General features: G+C 33.7%; 15 protein-coding genes. 3 read left to right on the top strand and 12 right to left on the bottom strand.

Features of this window, described 5'->3' with window-relative positions; genetic code table 11:
• The 7 genes from QZZ53_RS07790 to QZZ53_RS07760 all read right to left on the bottom strand — a co-directional run bounded on the left by QZZ53_RS07790 (position 1) and on the right by QZZ53_RS07760 (position 8,756).
• Positions 1-1,404: a urate hydroxylase PuuD gene (locus QZZ53_RS07790; protein ID WP_296383295.1), complete on the bottom strand. Its 1,404-nt coding sequence runs from the start codon at positions 1,402-1,404 to the stop codon at positions 1-3.
• A gap of 5 nt (positions 1,405-1,409) precedes the next feature.
• The gene (alc, locus tag QZZ53_RS07785) at positions 1,410-2,408 is read right to left on the bottom strand and encodes an allantoicase (RefSeq protein WP_296383293.1); all 999 of its coding nucleotides are present in this window, start codon (positions 2,406-2,408) and stop codon (positions 1,410-1,412) included.
• Positions 2,409-2,433: 25 nt separating this feature from the next.
• Positions 2,434-3,771, bottom strand: coding sequence for an allantoinase AllB (allB, locus tag QZZ53_RS07780; RefSeq protein WP_296383291.1), 1,338 nt, complete (start codon positions 3,769-3,771; stop codon positions 2,434-2,436).
• A 9-nt stretch (positions 3,772-3,780) separates the two neighbouring features.
• On the bottom strand, positions 3,781-4,350 hold the full coding sequence (locus QZZ53_RS07775; RefSeq protein ID WP_296383290.1) for a GNAT family N-acetyltransferase: 570 nt from the start codon (positions 4,348-4,350) through the stop codon (positions 3,781-3,783).
• Positions 4,351-4,356: 6 nt separating this feature from the next.
• Positions 4,357-6,690, bottom strand: coding sequence for a molybdopterin cofactor-binding domain-containing protein (locus QZZ53_RS07770; RefSeq protein ID WP_296383289.1), 2,334 nt, complete (start codon positions 6,688-6,690; stop codon positions 4,357-4,359).
• Positions 6,683-8,092: an FAD binding domain-containing protein gene (locus QZZ53_RS07765; protein ID WP_296383286.1), complete on the bottom strand. Its 1,410-nt coding sequence runs from the start codon at positions 8,090-8,092 to the stop codon at positions 6,683-6,685. Before QZZ53_RS07765 ends, QZZ53_RS07770 begins: the two co-directional genes overlap by 8 nt.
• A gap of 184 nt (positions 8,093-8,276) precedes the next feature.
• Positions 8,277-8,756 (bottom strand): nucleoside deaminase, encoded by a 480-nt coding sequence (locus QZZ53_RS07760; RefSeq protein WP_296383284.1) that lies wholly within the window; start codon positions 8,754-8,756, stop codon positions 8,277-8,279.
• A 242-nt stretch (positions 8,757-8,998) separates the two neighbouring features.
• Between QZZ53_RS07760 and QZZ53_RS07755 the strand changes: the two genes are divergently transcribed.
• The 3 genes from QZZ53_RS07755 to QZZ53_RS07745 are packed head-to-tail and all read left to right on the top strand — an operon-like array spanning position 8,999 to position 12,357.
• Positions 8,999-10,312, top strand: coding sequence for a S28 family serine protease (locus tag QZZ53_RS07755; RefSeq protein ID WP_296383282.1), 1,314 nt, complete (start codon positions 8,999-9,001; stop codon positions 10,310-10,312).
• Positions 10,313-10,334: 22 nt separating this feature from the next.
• On the top strand, positions 10,335-11,294 hold the full coding sequence (locus QZZ53_RS07750) for an ornithine cyclodeaminase family protein (RefSeq protein WP_296383280.1): 960 nt from the start codon (positions 10,335-10,337) through the stop codon (positions 11,292-11,294).
• Positions 11,287-12,357: a proline racemase family protein gene (locus QZZ53_RS07745; protein ID WP_296383278.1), complete on the top strand. Its 1,071-nt coding sequence runs from the start codon at positions 11,287-11,289 to the stop codon at positions 12,355-12,357. Before QZZ53_RS07750 ends, QZZ53_RS07745 begins: the two co-directional genes overlap by 8 nt.
• Here the strand turns inward: QZZ53_RS07745 and QZZ53_RS07740 are convergent, their stop codons facing one another.
• From QZZ53_RS07740 to QZZ53_RS07720, 5 genes are read right to left on the bottom strand one after another with little or no spacing between them, the layout of a single operon-like run.
• A complete protein-coding gene (locus tag QZZ53_RS07740; RefSeq protein ID WP_296383276.1) occupies positions 12,358-13,647 on the bottom strand; it encodes an aminopeptidase P N-terminal domain-containing protein in 1,290 nt (429 codons plus the stop codon). It lies immediately after the preceding gene.
• 2 nt (positions 13,648-13,649) lie between these two features.
• Complete coding sequence (locus tag QZZ53_RS07735) at positions 13,650-14,897, bottom strand: FAD-dependent oxidoreductase (protein WP_296383274.1); 1,248 nt, start codon at positions 14,895-14,897, stop codon at positions 13,650-13,652.
• Between the two features lies 1 nt (position 14,898).
• Positions 14,899-15,909, bottom strand: a complete 1,011-nt coding sequence (locus QZZ53_RS07730) for a 4-hydroxyproline epimerase (protein WP_296383273.1) — start codon at positions 15,907-15,909, stop codon at positions 14,899-14,901.
• Between the two features lie 3 nt (positions 15,910-15,912).
• A complete protein-coding gene (locus QZZ53_RS07725) occupies positions 15,913-17,496 on the bottom strand; it encodes an aldehyde dehydrogenase (NADP(+)) (protein WP_296383271.1) in 1,584 nt (527 codons plus the stop codon).
• Positions 17,497-17,537: 41 nt separating this feature from the next.
• Positions 17,538-18,455 carry a dihydrodipicolinate synthase family protein gene (locus tag QZZ53_RS07720; protein ID WP_296383268.1) on the bottom strand — a complete coding sequence of 306 codons (918 nt, stop codon included), beginning with the start codon at positions 18,453-18,455 and terminating at the stop codon, positions 17,538-17,540.
• Between the last annotated feature and the right edge of the window lie 88 nt (positions 18,456-18,543).

Genomic DNA, 18,543 nt, shown 5'->3' with positions numbered 1-18,543 from the left:
CTATTTTGGTGCACCTTGATTAATCCAGCAATTAATCATATCGCGTTCTTCTTTTGTCATTTGGGTTTGGTTGTTGTTAAATGGCATATTCTTACTCACAACTACCCGTTGAAAAATCTTATCTCGTAAATTATAAATCTGGTCTGCAGTATCATATTTCACTCCATTTGGTGCTACTTTCCATATAGCATCTGTAGGATTTGATGAATGACAAGCCGTACATCTATTATTTATAATAGTTTGAACTTCTGTAAAGGAAACAATTTCTTGGCAATTTTCATATTTTGGAGGTGTAGGAGCGGTCATAAATGCCATTCCAAATAGAATAATTACAGAAATTGGCATTACCCAAACAGATAGTTCGCCTTTCTCTCTAACATTTAAATAATGTTTTACACCAGCTGTTCCTAAAGTAATCCCAATAAGTACTAGCCATTGGTAGCTATTTCCAAATGTACTTGGAAAGTGATTGCTAATCATCACAAACAATACTGGAAGCGTAAAATAATTATTAGTATACGATCTTAAAAATGCGGCTTTGCCATCTTCAGGATTAGGTGGTAATCCTTTTTTTGCTGCAGCAACCATTCGTTTTTGACCTGGAATTATAGTAAAAAACACGTTGGCTGCCATTAATGTTCCCAGGAAAGCACCAAAGTGAATATAAGCAGCTCTACCACTAAATACTTGTGCATAGAACCAAGCAAAAAGAAAAACTAAAGCTGTAATAGATAAAGTAAATACGACTTTATTATTGCTTAATAGTTTACAGATTTGATCGTATAAAACCCAACCGATAATTAAGGAACTTATACTAATTGTTATTGCAGTTGATGGCAGAAGATCTAAAACTTCTGGATCGATTAAATAAGAACTTGCATTAAAATAATAAACTATCGCAAGCAAACAAAAACCAGATAACCAAGTAAAGTAAGCTTCATATTTAAACCAATGTAAATGCTTCGGAATTTTTTTTGGTGCGAGTTTATATTTTTCAACATAGTAAAAACCACCACCATGAACTGCCCATAAATTTCCAGCTAATTCGTCTCTTACACCTTCAGTTCTGTTCAAGGCATTTTCTAAAAACACAAAGTAAAATGAAGCTCCAATCCAAGCAATACCAAAGGTAATATGGATAAGTCTAACGGTTAGATTTAACCATTCAAAAAAGTGGCTTTCGTAAATGGTTCCTTTAAGAAAAAGATACAAGATGCCAATACCACAAACAGAGGCGATTACTATTAAAGCATAAAACCAGTTTTGAGAAGTTTGAATGACATCAGCTTTTTCATAATTTCCTTCAACTTTCAGTTCTTTAATAGAATGATGTAATTGATAGGTAGCAGCAACTATTATAGAAAAAATAACAAGCCAAGCTATAAGTAAAATTACTTCAATCATTCAATTTATTTAATAGTTCCAAGAATACGCAATCTACTGATGCCTCCATCAGGATAAATTTTCAACTTAACATGAGTGACGGGTTGTTGAGTTGGTATAACTTCTTTTTCGAAATGATGTTCTTGATCTGCTTCTAGTTTTTGCTGTGGTAATAAGGATTTCCATTCGTGTTTACCATTTAAAACATCATCATCACTGTCACAACTGCAAACATCAATCGCGCAAGAGTCAGGATAGTTACCTTTAAAATGCTTCGTATCTACAATTATTTTATGAATCATTCCTGGATGACCTAGACGTAAGATTACAAAATCTTCATTATTAGGTGTTCGGTTACGTTTGGTTTCCCAACCATCTCCCATGTTTTTACCAGTAGTAGGAGAGATAAGATTATCCATAATGCTAAAGAACATATCGTTGCAATGCAATGCTTTTCCGCAGTTGTTTACTAATGCCAAGTCAATTAAATCTTCAGAATTTACCTTAGACCAATCTTTGTAAACCTCACCATAAACTCTAAAACGAGCAACTCCACCATCTGGAAAGATATGAAGGCGAACATGTGTAAAAACTTTATCCGAATTAATTTCAATAAAGTGTTGACTTCCAGGATCTAATGGTGATTTTGGTAAAATTTCTTCCCATTCTAATTCGTCAGCATTTGCCCAATCAGAAATGTCATTATCTAAATTAATAGCTTCAACAGATGCAAAAGGTGGATGGTTACCTAAGAAGTGATTAGTATCTATATCAAAACCTTTAATTCTTCCTTCAGCGCCTAATTTTAAAATTGCCCAATCATGTCCAGAAGTACGTTTACGTCTAGATTCCCAGCCGTCCATCCATTTCCCTCTATCAGTATATTTATCGGCAATAAATATGCCTCGACCTTCTTTAATTAGATTTTCTTTTTCGGCAAAAAAATCGTCAGTAGAGTATAATACTTGTCCTCCAATTTTCTCTGAAGCAAGATCTGTATATTGTTTTAATTTATCTTCTATCATTTATTTTTTAATTTGATTGGACAACTCATTCTTTAAGTAATATCCTTCCAGCTCTTAAATTCTTCAATTTTGAATTTTCAACCACATGAGCACCATTAACAAATGTATGAATTACTTTTCCAAAAACCATTTCGTTTAAATAAGGTGTTGCCTTATGCTTATGTTGAATAGAATCTTCTGAAATTACAAGTTCTTCCAAATCATCCCAAACTGTAATATCTGCATCAAATCCAGCTACTAAAGCACCTTTTTCACTATCAATACCTAAAAATTCAGCAGGTTTTTTTGTGAGTAATGAGATTAGTTTTTCAATTTGTAACCCTCTTTTTTTACTTTCTGAATACACTACAGGAAGTGTGAATTGTAATCCTGAAATTCCTCCCCAAGCTTTAAAGAAATCACCACTCTCTAACTGTTTACGTTCAGGTGGAGCAGGTGAGTGGTCTGATGCTAAAAAATTAAAACCATCGTCTAATAAAAAAGTCCAAAGCTTATCATTATTAGCTTTTTCTCTAATTGGTGGAGCACATTTAAAAATTGGTGATGCATCTGGAATTTCTTCAGCATTAAAATATAAATACTGCGGACAGGTTTCTACTGTCAGCTTATCTGTTTTTTCTTTGCGTTGTTTTATGCGTTCAATACCTGCCGAAGCAGAAAGGTGAACGATATGTACTTTAATATCAAATTGTTTTTGAATCTCTAAGGCTAAATTGATTGCATTAGTTTCCCAATGTTGAGGTCGTGATTGTATATACTCATGATAGCTTTTTGGATTTACGACTTCAGGTACATTATCATCAGCTAATTCACAATGCAATAATAATGGAATGTTGTATTGTTTTAATATAGGAGCAATAGCTTCCAAATCTGTTTTTGAAACATTAGGAAACTCATCAATTCCCGAATGGGTTAGAAACCCTTTAATTCCAAAAACACCAGCATTAATCAAACCTTCAATATCAGCTTTATTTGAAGGAATAACGCCTCCATAAAACCCGCAATTAACATGAAGTTTGCCCTTTGAGGCCTCTTGTTTTAGTTTGAAAGCGTCAATATTGGTTGTAACAGGACTCGCATTTAAAGGCATTTCTATTAATGTTGTTACTCCTCCAATTGCAGCAGCTTTTGTAGCAGTATCAAAACCTTCCCAAGTCTCTCGTCCAGGCTCATTAATGTGAACATGTGCATCAATAATACCAGGCATAACAATGAGATTGGTATAATCTAAGAAAGGAATCTTCGACGCCTTATAAATTCCAGAATGAATACAATGAATTTTATTGTTTTTTATATGAAGTGTGGACTCAATGAATTTATCATTGATAAAGCAACGTTTACTATAAATAAAAAATTCTGTCATAGATTATGATTATTCAATATCTGACTTAAGCAAGCAATAGATTTCACTATCTAAAAATTGACCATCGTAATAGAAATTTTCCCTAAAATATGCCTCTAATTTAAACCCAAGTTTAAGCAGTAAGGCTTTAGAGTTTTCATTTTCAGTATTGACATTGGCTGTATAGCTATGAAGATTTAAATCATTAAACCCAAAACGGATTAAAGTATTTATAGTTTCAGTCATGTATCCTTTTCCCCAAAAATCAGGATGTAAAATATAACCAATCTCTCCTCTAGCATTTTTCTTGTCAATTTGCCAAATACCAAAATCACCTATAGGTATATTGCTGCTTTTTTCTATAATTGCCCATGTAATACCTTTATTTTCATCAAAGGCATTATGATAACCTTCAATTCTCTTTTTAGTGTCTTCAATATGTTTCGGAATTGAGGTATCCATATACTTCGAAACTGCTGCATGGCTTCTAAGATTTAAAAGTGTTTGAGCATCACTTTTTTTATAGGCTCTAAAAAACAGTCTTTCGCTTTCTAACTTTGGAAATGTCTCAAAGACTTGTTCGTTGATTTGTGTTTCCATAATCGTTTATACCTTATTGTTTTTGTATAAACTCATCAGGACCTTTTCTGGAGTAATTGGTGCATGGAATTTTAAATCATAGTTTGGATTAAATGCTTTCATCGCATTCTGAATCGCAAAATAAGCACCAATACCATACATTAAAGGTGGCTCACCAACAGCTTTAGATTTTAAAATTGCCATATCATTGCCTTCAGTTTCTACAGGAATAACTTCAACTTCTTTAGGAACCGAAAATATATCAGGAATCTTATAAGTTGATAAAGCATTTGAAAGTAATCGACCTTCATCATTATAAGAAATCTCTTCCATAGTCATCCAACCAATGCCTTGGGCAAGTGCACCTTCAACTTGTCCTAAGTCAATACCTTCACTCATGCTTTTTCCATAATCATGAACAATCTTTACCGAATCAAACTCGTAAGTACCACGAGTACAATCTAGAGTAACAGTTGTAATCGCTGTGCCGTAAACATGATAGGCAAAAGGATGTCCTTTTTCTTTGGTTTTATCAAAGTGAATTTCAGGTGTTGCGTAATGTGCATTTTCAGTTAAAGCCACACGTTTTAGCATGGCACTGCTGATTAGTGCTGTCCAAGATAATTCAGATTTTTTATTATTTATATAAATGAACTCATCCTTAAGTTCAATGTGTTCTGGTTTCGAATTTAAATCTTCAGATGCGACTAGTTTTAATCGTTCTAATAATGAATTGCAAGCCATCAACGTTGCTTTTCCGTTTAAATCAGCAGTAGAACTCGCTGCCGAAGGAGAAGTGTTGGCAACTCGAGTAGTATTGGTCGTTTCAATCTTAATTTTTTCTATCGGAATTGAAAACACTTGCGCTGCAATTTGCATCATTTTTGTATTCACTCCTTGTCCCATTTCTACAGCTGCTGTACTTATACCAACACTACCATCTAGATAAATATGGACCAAAGCACGAGCATGATTCATCGGTGTATTGGTAAATGAAATACCAAAGCAAATAGGCATAAAAGCAATACCTTTTTTAAAGCTTGAATTGTTCTTGTTGAATTCTTCAACGTCGCGTTCTAAAGCTTCACTATTGAATAGTAATTTTGCGGAATCCCAAGTGTTTTTAGCTTCTACTTTTTTGGCAATTTGTCCATAAGAAAACGTGTCATTTTCATCTAACAAGTTCGCTTCTTGAATTTCTCTTGGATTCACACCAATTTCTGAAGCTGCTTTTGCAATTGCCGATTCTATAACAAACATGCCTTGTGGTCCACCAAAACCTCTAAAAGCTGTGTTTGGTGGTAAGTTGGTTTTACAACTAATCACCGTCGTTGTTACATTAGGAACATAATAGCTATTTGTGGCATGAAACAAAGTGCGTTCAGCAATAGCAGGTGATAAATCAGCTGCCGCTCCTGAATTCTGAAGAAATTCTGCTTCGTAAGCTAATATTTTTAAGTCCTTGGATAAACCAATTTTATAAGTGCTCTCATAAGGATGGCGTTTGCCAGTCATTCGTAAATCGTCATGACGATTCAGTATTAATTTTACGGACTGATTTAAATGATAAGTCGCTAAAGCTGCCATCACTGCCCAAGGCGTCGCTTGGTCTTCTTTACCACCAAATCCACCACCTAAACGTGTCACATCAACTTCAATTTTATGCATAGCAATACCAAGCACATTGGCAACCGTTTTTTGAACAGCTGTTGGTCCTTGTGTAGATGATGTGATTTTTATATTGCCATTTTCTAAGGGTTCAGCATATGCACCTTGTGCTTCAATGTATAAATGTTCTTGTCCGTTAGAGAAGGTCTCGCCTTCAAAAACATACTCACAATCCTTAAATGCGTTTTCAGCATCGCCTAGACTAAATGATCTAGGAGCATTGATAAAACTACCTTTTGCTTTGGCTTGTTTTGCAGTTGTGATAACTGGTAATTCTTCAATATCAATTTCTATTAAACCTCTCGCTTTTCTGGCAATAAATTCAGATTTTGCAACAATAAGTGCAATTGGCATTCCCCAAAAATGAACTTCTCCTTCCGCAAATAAAGGTTCATCTTTTATGATGCCACCAATTTCGTTTTCGCCAGGAATGTCTTTATACGTAAAAATACGTTCAACACCTTCCAAAGCTTCAGCTTCAGAATAATCGATATGCTTTATTTTTCCGTGTGCTTTTGGCGAATCAAAAACCACTGCGTGGAATGTACCTTGTCGCACATTTACATCATCAACATACAAGGATTCACCACGAACGTGTGTATACGAATCTAAGTTTTTAATACTTTGCTTAAGCGCTATAGAAACAGCATCTAACTTAGAATTGAGAGCAGTATTTGATTTATTTTTATGCATGCTGAACAAAATCGTTTAAGGTGAATTGCTTTGGGAATAACTCAGTAAAATGCGCAAAAAATAATTGTCTAGCGAGCAAACGTTTATAATCACTTGTACCACGAACATCGCTAATTGGATTAATTTCTTTTTGAAGGATTTCGCTAGCTTCTAATATGGTTTCTGAGGTCAACAGTTTTCCTGTTAAAAAAGCTGAGGTTTTGTTTAAATATTTTGGAATTGCAGCAACGCCTCCAATAGAAACATGTGCTTCTGAAATTATTTCGTTTTCAACAGAAAGCTGTATTGCAGAATTCACACTAGCAATATCTAAATGTGTTCGTTTACATACTTTTTCGAAATTGAATAATGAGTGTTTAGTTGGCAATTTGAAACTGATTTCTTTTAAAAGTTCATTATCTTTTAAATCGTAAGTTTTATAACCCTTATAGAATTGTTTGAATAGAAGATGACGCTCTTCTTCGTTATCAGTTGTAATTGTAATATCACTCTTGAGCGCTAAAAAGAATATAGTCATATCTCCAATAGGAGAGGCATTTACAAAATTTCCACCTAGAGAGGCCATGTTTCTAATTTGCTCCGAAGACACTAGTTTTAGATGTTTTTTTAAGTTCGGGAAATAGCTGTTGATTTCTGTGTGATTCCATAAATCTGAAACCGTAGCATTAGTTCCAATAGTACAAATTCCATTTTCAATAGTAATCCCTTTTAAGTAATCTTTTTCTGCAATAAGATGTACATCGTTATCTGCCAAATGATCGGCTTGTTGCACATATAAATCTGTTCCGCCAGAGACATATTTCCCTTTGGGCTGATTTCTATCTTTGGCTTCTAAATCTTTTAATTGTTTGGGAATGTCTTTAAAATAATCTGGAATAAATCCGTTTTTAATTAACCAATTAAAAGAAGGTTTCTCTTGATACTCTAGTTTTTTAACCACTTGATGGGCAGCTTTTTCAATGGCTTTGTAGCCTGTGCAACGACAAATATTACCACTAATAGCATCGAGCGCATTACTATGATTTTTTTCTGAGTTTGACAGCGCAAAACCCGTTAATGACACTACAAAACCAGGTGTGCAAAATCCACATTGTGTGGCGTAATTTGCTTTCATAGCTTCTTGGGCTGTCGTTAATTTATCTTCAAGATTGGTGCCTTCAACGGTTACAATATGTTTACCGTGTACATTTCCTAAAGGAGAAATACAAGAGGTAATACTTTGGTATTCTATAGTATTATCTTTCAGTTCTCCAACTAAAACTGTACAAGCAGCGCAATCACCTTCGCGACAACCAATTTTGGTTCCTGTAAGGCGTTGTTCGTAGCGTACAAAATCTAATAAGGTCATTCCAGAATGTTCTGAAGTGGTGATGGTTTTGTTATTTAATATGAAGGTTATCATATGCTTCAATTGGTTCTCAATAGTTCTTTTCACAAGAGAACTAAAAACTTAACTTTACTCTATTGTCACTTCGAGTGAAATTCCTTTTTTTTTGGAATTTTGTATCGAGAAGCTTTTGTTGTGATAAAGGTTCTCGATACACTTCTCGCTCATTCGAAAAACTCGAACTGACGTAATCTATAATTTAATACTCAGTCTTATCTTCTTTTCTAGACCATTCTTGAAAAGGCTCTAAAGCAATCTCACGAGCTAACTGCTCAAAAGGTATGCTTCTTTTTTCGTAAGGTAAAGGAATTTCTTTATAGATAAACTCATCATCAAAACCAATATTTGCAGCATCTACTTGATTACTTCCGTAATATACTTTATCTGGTCGCGCCCAATAAATAGCACCTAAGCACATTGGACATGGTTCGCAAGAGGTATAAATTTCACAACCGTCTAACTGAAACGAGTTTAGATTTTTACAAGCATCTCTAATTGCTGTGACTTCTGCATGAGCAGTTGGATCATTAGTTGAAGTCACTTTATTATTTCCTCTTCCTACGATTTTTCCGTCTTTAACTACGACGCAGCCAAATGGACCTCCTTCATTGTTATTCATTCCTCTTAGAGCTGCGTTTACAGCTTCTTTCATGAATTGTTCTTTATTATGTTCACACATTGATTTGTTGATTTTTTAATAAAAATTAGTTGTTCTTTGACGAAAATCAAACAAGCTAATATACTATTTTTTGAAACCAATTTTAAATAATTAGATGAGCTAAAAAGATTTTTTAAAACTATCTATCTAGGTGAAAAGATTTTAATTTGATTGCTGTATTTTTATAACGCTAAATAATAGTCTTAATCATCGAATAATATGGATAAGATATTTAAAAGCACTATATAAAAATTAAGTTATACATGAAAAACAATTATCTTATTTACATCCTATTTTCAACACTAATTTTTAGTAGTTGTAAAACAACTCAAGATATTGTAATGCCACAACGAAATGTTTCTAATTTCGAAAAATTGGCATCTATTGACAATGTTTTAAGTATTGAAAAGAAAGAAAAAACAAGTCATTTTGATGAAAATTATGAAATATGGTTTGAACAGCCAGTTAATCATAATGATTTGTCAAAAGGTACTTTTAAACAACGTGTTTTATTAGGTTTTGAAAATGATACTTTACCTGTTATTGTTGAGTTACAAGGCTACGGTATTTATACTGATAAGGCTGGTGAATTGTCTTCGCATTATAATGCAAATCAATTAACTATTGAGCATCGTTACTTTAATAATTCAAGACCAGAAACCATAGATTGGAATACTCTAACTATAGAAAACGCGGCAAAGGATCAGACAACTATTATAAACACAATTAGAGAAGCATTGTTTCCAAAAGCAAAATTTGTTACAACTGGAATATCAAAAGGTTGCCAAACAACTATGGCACATCGCAGGTTTTTTCCGAATAATGTAGATGCTAGTGTTTGTTATGTTGGTCCCTTAAATTATAAACGAGAAGACTCTAGAGTTTATAAGTTTTTAAAAACTGTTGCAACTAAAGCAGACAGAGATAAAGTTGCTGCTTTCCAGAATTTATGCTTTGAGAATCGGGACGCTTTATTACAGCTTATGAAAGCTGAAGCAGCTAGTAAAGAAATGACGTGGGAATTTGGAGTGGAAAATGCAATTGACTATACAATATTAGAATATTCGTTTGCTTTTTGGCAATGGGGAATTCCGGTTGGAATTATTCCGCAAAATGGAATTTCTACAGAAGGCATTTATAAACATTTAATAGATGTTGTTGGTTATGGTTTTTTTGAAGAAAAGGCAGTTGATGGTTTGCAGCCGTATTTTTGGGCAGCCTTAACCGAACAAGGTATATATGGTTATGAAACAGCTCCATTTAAAGATTATTTTGGAACAGACAAAATTTTTAAGTTTGATTGGGCATTTCCAGAAGGAATCTCAAAAAAGTTCGACTTAAAACCTATGCAAGAAATTAAGTCTTATTTAGATAATTCTGCAGAAAACATGCTATTTATATATGGAGAATATGACGCTTGGAGTGCAACTGCTGTAGAATTAAATAGTACTTCTGAAAAAAGGGAATTGTATAAGTTTGTGAAACCTCAAGGAGATCATAAAACTAGAATTAAGAGCTTCGATTCTAAAACTCAAGAATCCATTTATAGTATTATTGATAGTTGGTTGAAAAAATAAATTACATACATCCTATTAAGGCATGAAAAATGTAAAATTAATTGAATCTAAATTTATAGAAGAGTACACGGATTTTCCGAATTTAATCAGCGAGTTAAAGAAAGGGTTTTCTACGAAGGATATTATTGTTCCGTTTCGTCATCATCATGATTTTCCTAACCCAAGTGTCAATAAGGACTCAACCCTTTTGTTGATGCCAGCTTGGAATCCAAGTAAAAACGCTGGTGTAAAAGTGGTAACTGTTAGTCCAGAAAATGGTCAGTTTAATTTACCATCAATTAATGGGATTTATATTTATTTAGATGCTATTTCCGGAGAATTAAAAGCGCTCTTAGACGCTAAGAGTTTAACCGTAAAACGAACAGCGTCTGCCTCAGCATTAGCATCTACATTCTTGTCAAAAAAAGACGCATCTTCAATGTTAATGATAGGTACAGGAGCACTTTCTGCTAACCTTATTAAAGCTCATGCGTCTGTTAGACCAATAAAGCAAGTTTATGTTTGGGGAAGAAATTATGAAAAATCGAAATCAGTATGTAATGAATTTGCTGATGCAACATTTAATATTTTGCCTGTTAAATTTATTGAAGAACAAATATCTAATGTAGATATTGTCTCATGTGCAACCTTATCTAAAACACCTTTGGTTTTAGGAGACTATATGCAACCAGGACAGCATATAGATCTTGTAGGATCGTATAAAAAAGATATGAGAGAAGCAGATAATAATCTTATGTCAAAGGCTTCTGTTTTTGTAGATACATTTGAAGGAGGTTTAAAAGAAAGTGGAGATATAGTTATTCCTATGCAGGAAGGCATACTTGAAAAATCAGATATTAAAGCTGATTTATTTGATCTATGTTCTAAAATAAAAAATGGTAGAACAAACGATACTGAAATAACAGTATTTAAATCTGTTGGCCATGCTTTGGAAGATCTTGTAGCAGCAAATTATTATTATAAAAAATTCACAAATGTCTAAATCAACGTATCAAAATATCTTAGCAAAAACACAGTTTACTCCACCAAAAGATTGGCTGCAAATTAAAACTATTGATATGCATACAGGCGGAGAACCACTTCGAGTAATTATAGATGGTTTTCCAGAACTTAAAGGAAATTCAGTGTTAGAATACAGAAGGTATTGTAAAGATAATTATGATTATGTACGAACTTCACTAATGTTTGAGCCTAGAGGACATGCAGATATGTATGGTTGTATAATAGTTCCTCCAAATGATGATGAAGGTGATTTTGGTATTTTGTTTTTACATAACGAAGGCTATTCAACTATGTGTGGTCATGCTATTATTGCCATTTCGACATTGGCAGTAGAAATGAATTGGATTTCGGTTATTGAAGGTGATAATGTGCTTGAAATCGATGCGCCTTGTGGAAGAATAACTTCGTATGCCAATGTGAAAAATGGTAAGGTAACTGGAGTACGGTTTCATTGTGTGCCTAGTTTTGTTGTTGGCTTAGATAGGACTGTAGATGTAGATGGTTTGGGGAACGTAACTTATGATTTGGCTTATGGTGGTGCATTTTATGCTTATGTAGATATTGCAAAAAATGAATTTAATTTCGATTTATCTAAAAACTCATATAGAGCATTAATTAATAATGGAATGGGTATTAAACATGCGGTAATGAATGCCGATAAGGAAATATTACATCCTTTTGAAAATGATTTAAGTTTTTTATACGGAACGATTTTCATTGATAACAATAAGCAAACTTCTGGTATTGATAGTAGAAATGTTTGCGTTTTTGCAGAAGGTGAAGTGGATCGTTGTCCAACAGGATCAGGCGTTTCTGGACGCATGGCTATTCATAAAGCAAGGAAAGAAATTGGACTTAAAGAAACAATGACTATTGAAAGTATTACAGATTCTGTATTTACAAGTTCTGTTGTTTCTGAAGAAAATTATGGGCCATTTACTGCTGTTATTCCTCAAGTTGAAGGAACTGCATATATTACAGGAATGCAAACCTTTGTTATTGATCCAAAAGACCCAATGAAAGATGGATTTATATTAAGGTAATTATTCCATTAATCTTTCAATATCATCAATTTCAATAGGCATAGCTTCGGTTAGGTTTAAATTTCCAGTGCTAGTAATTAGATAATCGTTTTCAAGTCGGCACCCAATACCTTCTTCAGCTATATAAATTCCAGGTTCGCAAGTAAAAACCATACCTTCTTCTATTGTTCTTGAATATAATCCTACATCATGCACATCTAAACCAATATGGTGTGCTGTGCCATGCATAAAATATTTTTTGTAAAGTGGTTTTTCTGGGTTTTGTAGAGCAACATCTTCTTTATTTAATAAGCCTAATTTAATGAGTTCACTTTCAGCCAATGTAGTCATTTGTTTTTCGTAATCAGAATGAATCATTCCTGGTTTCAGCAATTTACTCCCTTCTTTTAAACAATATAAAACAGAGGAATAGACTTCCTTTTGTCTATCTGTAAATCTTCCATTTACAGGAAAGCATCGTGTGGTATCACTGTTGTAATTTGCATAGCAAACTCCAAAATCTAATAGAATCATGTCATCATCATTACAAACGGAATCATTTGTATTATAATGCAGAGCACATGCATTTTTACCTGAAGCAACTATGGGTTGAAAAGCATGTCTTGTAGCGCCAAACTTCACTAAATTATAATAGAGTTCAGCCTCTAATTCATATTCTTTAATTTTAGGTTTACAGGCTTTTAAAACATTTTTAAAAGATGAGACACTAATATCTGCTGCCTTTTGCATAAGAGCTATTTCTTCTTGAGATTTTATTTGTCTTAAAGCTCTTGTAATTTTAGCGGCTCTATAATATTCGTGTAAAGGATATTTTTTCTTACACCATTTAATCATTCTATCTTGTTGCGTTTCCTGATCTTTTGTTAAGCGTTTTAAATGTTCATTATGTCCTAAATAAAACCCATCTGCTTCAAAGGCCATATACTGTAATTGCATTTCAAAATCTTGAACCCATTCAATTCTTTTAATTCCTGAAATACTTGTTGCTTGTTCTTTAGTTAACTTTTCTCCATCCCAAATTTTAATATGTTCGTTTGTTTCTTTGATAAAAAGAATCGTACGATTTTCTTTTTTGTAAGCATCAGGATATAGAACTAAAAGTGTATCTTCTTGGTCAATACCACAGAGATAGAATAAGTCATTATTTTGGGAAAATGCCATAACATCGTCTGCGTTGTTATGTTTCACATCATTCGATGTGAGAATTGCGATAGTATTAGGCTTCATCTTATTAATGAAGTTTTTCCTATTTGTAACAAATAATGAGTTTGGAATTTGATCGTAACGCATAACTAAAATTTTCTATCAGGATTAAAGATATTTATTTTCATGGTTGTTTTAGTATCATCGATAATTTCAGACACTAACTTACCTGTTGCAGTTCCCATGCTCCAGCCCATCATAGCATGACCTGTTGCAATTGTTAGATTTTTACATTTTGCAGATTTTCCTATGTAGGGAAGGCCATCTGGTGAAACTGGTCGTAGACCACAAGCAACATTATCTTTTTCGTCTTGAGTTAATTTTAGATTAGGATAATAGCTACTAGTTGCATTTGCAATTGCTTCAACTCTTTTTTTATTAATGTTGTGGTTAATTTCAGCGATTTCCATGGTGCCGGCAAATCTGGTAAAGCCATTCATTGGTGTAATTGCGGTTTTGGCTTCTGCTAAAATTGCAGGTATAGTTATTCCAGTCTCTCTTTCAGTATTAATACAATACCCTTTTCCCGCTTGTAATAATAAATTAAGACCTAACTTTTTACTCAAAAATGAACTCCAAGAACCTGCTGCTAGTATAATTTCATCTGCCATTAAAGTTTGCTTGTTGGTTTTAAGGGCAGTAATATTTTGGTTTTTTACCTCTATATCTTCAACTTTTTCATTGATATAAAACGTAACACCCTCTTTCTTTAGATATGAAATCATTTCGGTCATAAATTCCTGAGGAGTAGAATGATGATCGCATTCAAAATATGTGCCGCCAAGGGCATTGATTTCTACATTTGGTTCCAATTCTTTAAGTTCCTTTGGACTAACTCCTCTTGCGCTTAACCCAAGTTCTGAAGCCTTTTCAGCCAATTCTAATTCTTCATCTAATGCTTTTTGAGTTTTACAAAGCATTAAAAGGCCTTTTTTTTCATAATGTGAAGTGAAGTTTTCTGAAGTCTTTATATCTTCATATAACTTTTGACTCAAAACAGAAATGTCTCTGATAACTGGTGCTGCTTTTTTTACATGATTGGCATTGCAAGATTTATTAAATGCCCAAGTCCATTTTAAAAAGTCAAGATCTAATCTTGGTTTTATATACAAAGGACTTGAAGAATCTAACATCCATTTTATGCCTTTCTTCATAACACCTGGAGCAGATAAAGGAATAATATGACTAGGAGATAAATAACCTGCATTGACATAGGAAGCTCCAGTGTCTAAATTAGATTGATCTACTATGGTAACTTTATGTCCTTCTTTTTGAAGATAATATGCTGAACATAACCCAATAATTCCGCCTCCAATGATAATTACATTTTTCCCCATATTAAATTACCTGAAATCCATACGCATAAGGATCATCATCACTATCAATTGTAATAGTATTATGCCCATATATTTTTGCCCAACCTTTAATACTTGGTATAATGGCGATTTTTCCATCTAAAGTTGTTTCTTCTTCAACACAACCAATAAACGTGCTGCCAATATAACTCTCGTGAATAAACTCTTCACCAACTTTTAATTTTCCTTTAGCATATAATTGTGCTAGTCGAGCTGAGGTACCAGTTCCACATGGACTTCTGTCTATAGCTTTGTCACCATAAAATACGGCATTTCTGCCATGAGATTCTTTGTTAATTGGATTCCCTGTCCATAACATATGAGTGACATCTTTTATGGTATTATTTTCAGGATGAATAAACTGGTTAGGATATTTTTCATTGATGCGCTCTCTGACGATTTGCGAAAATTGAATAATTTGTCCTGCTGTAAAATCATGAACACCAGAGAAATTTTGTTGAGGATCTACAATAGCATAATAGTTTCCGCCATAGGCAACATCGAATTTTATTTTACCTAATTCTGGGCATTCAATTGATAGATTTTCTGCTACTAAAAAACTTTTTACGTTGGTCAATTTTACCCAATCTACTTTATTATTGGTTTGCTGAAATTCGATTTCAACTAAACCAGCTGGAGCTTCCATTTTTATTTTTCCAGGAATTTTCGGCTTTATTAAACCCTCTTCAATTGCTATAGTAATAGTGCCAATTGTTCCATGACCACACATTGGTAAACAACCAGAAGTTTCAATAAAAAGGATAGCAAAATCATTGTTTGGGTTATGAGGAGGAAACAAAATACTGCCACTCATCATATCATGTCCACGAGGTTCAAACATTAAACCTTTACGAATCCAATCATAGTCTTTTAAAAAATGTTGGCGTTTTTCACTCATAGTTTTACCCATAAGTTTTGGACCACCTTCTTTAATCACTCTAACGGGATTTCCACAAGTGTGTGCATCAATGCAAACAAATGTATTTTTTGCCATAACTTAAATTTTAGCAGTTTTTTGCTCGTTATTTATTAGTCGAGAAATTTCTAATGGGTTTTCGTTTTTAAGCTCATTTGGTAAAAGTTCATTTGGCCAGTCTTGATAGCTAAAAGGTCTAACCCAACGCTTTATAGAATGAATACCAACAGCTGTAAACCGACTATCGGTTGACGATGGATAAGGACCACCATGATTCATTGAAGGACAAACTTCAACACCAGTCGGTACTCCATTAAAAATAACTCTACCTACACGATTTTGTAATGCAGAAATCACCTCAGGATAGTTTGAAGCTTCATCATTATCTGCAATTAAGGTTCCTGTTAATTGACCTTCTAAACGCGAAATTATTATTTCTAACTGTTCAGCATTCTCACATTGTACAACTATAGAATAAGGTCCAAAAACTTCTTGATGAAGTGTTGGGTTTTCTAAAAATGTTGAGTCTTTGACAGTCGTAACCGTTTGTCTGGCATAATTGGTTTGCACATTAGATTGGTAATCGGCAACCACATTTAATTCTGGTTGAGAAAGTGCATTTTTTCTATTGTTTTCATAAGCACCAATAATATTTGGATGCAACATGCAAGACGGTTCAATTTTCACAATTTCATTTGATAATGAATGAATGAAATTAGTAAGATTTTCACCTTTTATTCCTAATAGTAATCCTGGATTTGTACAAAATTGACCAGTTCCTAACGTGATAGAACTAGCATAGGTTTTCGCTAAACTATCTGTTCTGTTTTTTAAAGCTTCAGGCAAAATAATAACTGGGTTTATACTTCCCATTTCTGCAAATACTGGAATAGGTTCTTTTCGTTGAGATGCCGTGTCATATAATGCACGACCACCTTTTATGCTTCCTGTAAAACCAACTGCTTTTACATTAGGATGTTTTACTAATTGTACACCAACATCAATTCCGCTGGAATTTATATTAGAAAACACTCCATTTGGCATTCCTGTTTTTTCTGCTGCCTTAATTATGGCAGAAGCTACTAATTCGCCTGTGCCTGCATGCATAGGATGCGATTTTACAATAACAGGACAACCAGCTGCAAATGCTGCTGCTGTATCACCTCCTGCAGTAGAGTAGGCAAGAGGAAAGTTACTGGCACCAAAAACCACAACTGGTCCTAATGGCACCAACATTTTTCGAATGTCAGATCTTGGCATTGGCTCTCGATCTGGTTGAGCTGTATCTATTGTTGCTTCTACCCAAGACCCTTCTTCTACCAAATTAGCGAACATTCGTAATTGTCCGACTGTTCTTCCGCGTTCACCTTTTGCTCTGCCTTCTGGTAATCCGGTTTCAGAACAATAAGTTTGAATGAGTTCATCGTCTAATGCTAATATTTCATCAGCAATTGCATTTAAAAATGAAGCTTTGTCCTTTCCAGAACACGTTTTGAAACTATGAAAAGCCTTTTCAGCAAGATCGCATGCCATTCCAATTTCTGCAGAAGTTGCTTCAGAGAACGTTGTCTCGTTTTCAATATTTAATTGAGGATTGAATGTTCTATAGCTTTTGTTGCCTTTAGCCGATAAATCATTTCCTATATAGTTTTTTCCTGTTATCATTAATTCTTCTTCTTTTAGTGTTATAAAGATAAGTTATTAGATTACAAATTTTTATAATCTGGTAATTGAGGTCTAGTTTTTAAACTACTTTCAATAATATTTATGACTTGTTTCCTTTCCTCTCCAAAAAGTGGTAATCTAGGAGCTCTCACATGTTCTGTACCTATATTTGTGTAGACTTCAGCGAGCTTAATGTTTTGTACTAGTTTAGGATTAATATCTAGCTCTAGCAATGGCATAAACCAACTGTTAATTTCAATAGCCTCTTTAATTTTGCCTGCTTTCTGTAGTTCATAAATGGCAACCGTCTCTTTTGGGAATGCACATACTAAACCAGCAACCCAACCATCAGCTCCCATAATTAAACTTTCTAGTGCAACGGTATCTACACCAGTCATAATTTTAAGTCGGTCTCCAAATTTGTTTTTTATTCTAGTAATATTTGTAATATCTCTTGTCGACTCTTTTACAGCTTCAATATTTGGGCAATGCGCCAAAAGTTCTTCAAACATATCTAGAGTGACTTCAATTTTGTAATCTACAGGATTGTTATAAATCATTATAGGTAAAGAAGTACTTTTAGCAATAGCCTTAAAGTATTCTACAGTCTCAGTATCACAAGCTTTATAGCGCATTGGAGGTAGTAGCATTAATCCTTGTGCTCCATCTTCTTCAGCTTTTTTAGCGCATAGAATTGCCTCTTTGGTACTTTGCTCAGCGATGTTAATTAAAACAGGTACTTTACCATTTACAAAAGCGACTGTTTTTTTAGTTAAAGTGCGCTTTTCATTGTCATTTAGTGTGCTTGCCTCTCCTAATGTGCCACCTAAAACAATACCATGAACTCCAGCATCTAATTGTGCTTTTATATTTATTAGAAATGTTTTTAAATCTAATTCGTCATTCTCTGTAAACTTAGTTGTTACTGCTGGCATTACGCCTTCCCATTTTATGCTCATAAATATTTTATTTTGAAGTGTAAAATTAAGTGAGATCAGTGAAGTTAAATAATGGTTTTTTACTCTATATTGATACTATATTATCCAA

Origin of the sequence: Winogradskyella sp., assembly GCF_016744625.1 — a bacterium.
Taxonomy (GTDB): Bacteria; Bacteroidota; Bacteroidia; order Flavobacteriales; family Flavobacteriaceae; genus Winogradskyella.
This window is presented reverse-complemented; position numbering and strand designations above follow the sequence as displayed.

Excerpts from the sequence above, each read along its gene's own strand:
- QZZ53_RS07790 (WP_296383295.1), bottom strand. The coding sequence starts at position 1,404 with ATGATTGAAGTAATTTTACTTATAGCTTGGCTTGTTATTTTTTCTATA.
- alc (WP_296383293.1), bottom strand. The coding sequence starts at position 2,408 with ATGATAGAAGATAAATTAAAACAATATACAGATCTTGCTTCAGAGAAA.
- allB (WP_296383291.1), bottom strand. The coding sequence starts at position 3,771 with ATGACAGAATTTTTTATTTATAGTAAACGTTGCTTTATCAATGATAAA.
- QZZ53_RS07775 (WP_296383290.1), bottom strand. The coding sequence starts at position 4,350 with ATGGAAACACAAATCAACGAACAAGTCTTTGAGACATTTCCAAAGTTA.
- QZZ53_RS07770 (WP_296383289.1), bottom strand. The coding sequence starts at position 6,690 with ATGCATAAAAATAAATCAAATACTGCTCTCAATTCTAAGTTAGATGCT.
- QZZ53_RS07765 (WP_296383286.1), bottom strand. The coding sequence starts at position 8,092 with ATGATAACCTTCATATTAAATAACAAAACCATCACCACTTCAGAACAT.
- QZZ53_RS07760 (WP_296383284.1), bottom strand. The coding sequence starts at position 8,756 with ATGTGTGAACATAATAAAGAACAATTCATGAAAGAAGCTGTAAACGCA.
- QZZ53_RS07755 (WP_296383282.1), top strand. The coding sequence starts at position 8,999 with ATGAAAAACAATTATCTTATTTACATCCTATTTTCAACACTAATTTTT.
- QZZ53_RS07750 (WP_296383280.1), top strand. The coding sequence starts at position 10,335 with ATGAAAAATGTAAAATTAATTGAATCTAAATTTATAGAAGAGTACACG.
- QZZ53_RS07745 (WP_296383278.1), top strand. The coding sequence starts at position 11,287 with ATGTCTAAATCAACGTATCAAAATATCTTAGCAAAAACACAGTTTACT.
- QZZ53_RS07740 (WP_296383276.1), bottom strand. The coding sequence starts at position 13,647 with ATGCGTTACGATCAAATTCCAAACTCATTATTTGTTACAAATAGGAAA.
- QZZ53_RS07735 (WP_296383274.1), bottom strand. The coding sequence starts at position 14,897 with ATGGGGAAAAATGTAATTATCATTGGAGGCGGAATTATTGGGTTATGT.
- QZZ53_RS07730 (WP_296383273.1), bottom strand. The coding sequence starts at position 15,909 with ATGGCAAAAAATACATTTGTTTGCATTGATGCACACACTTGTGGAAAT.
- QZZ53_RS07725 (WP_296383271.1), bottom strand. The coding sequence starts at position 17,496 with ATGATAACAGGAAAAAACTATATAGGAAATGATTTATCGGCTAAAGGC.
- QZZ53_RS07720 (WP_296383268.1), bottom strand. The coding sequence starts at position 18,455 with ATGAGCATAAAATGGGAAGGCGTAATGCCAGCAGTAACAACTAAGTTT.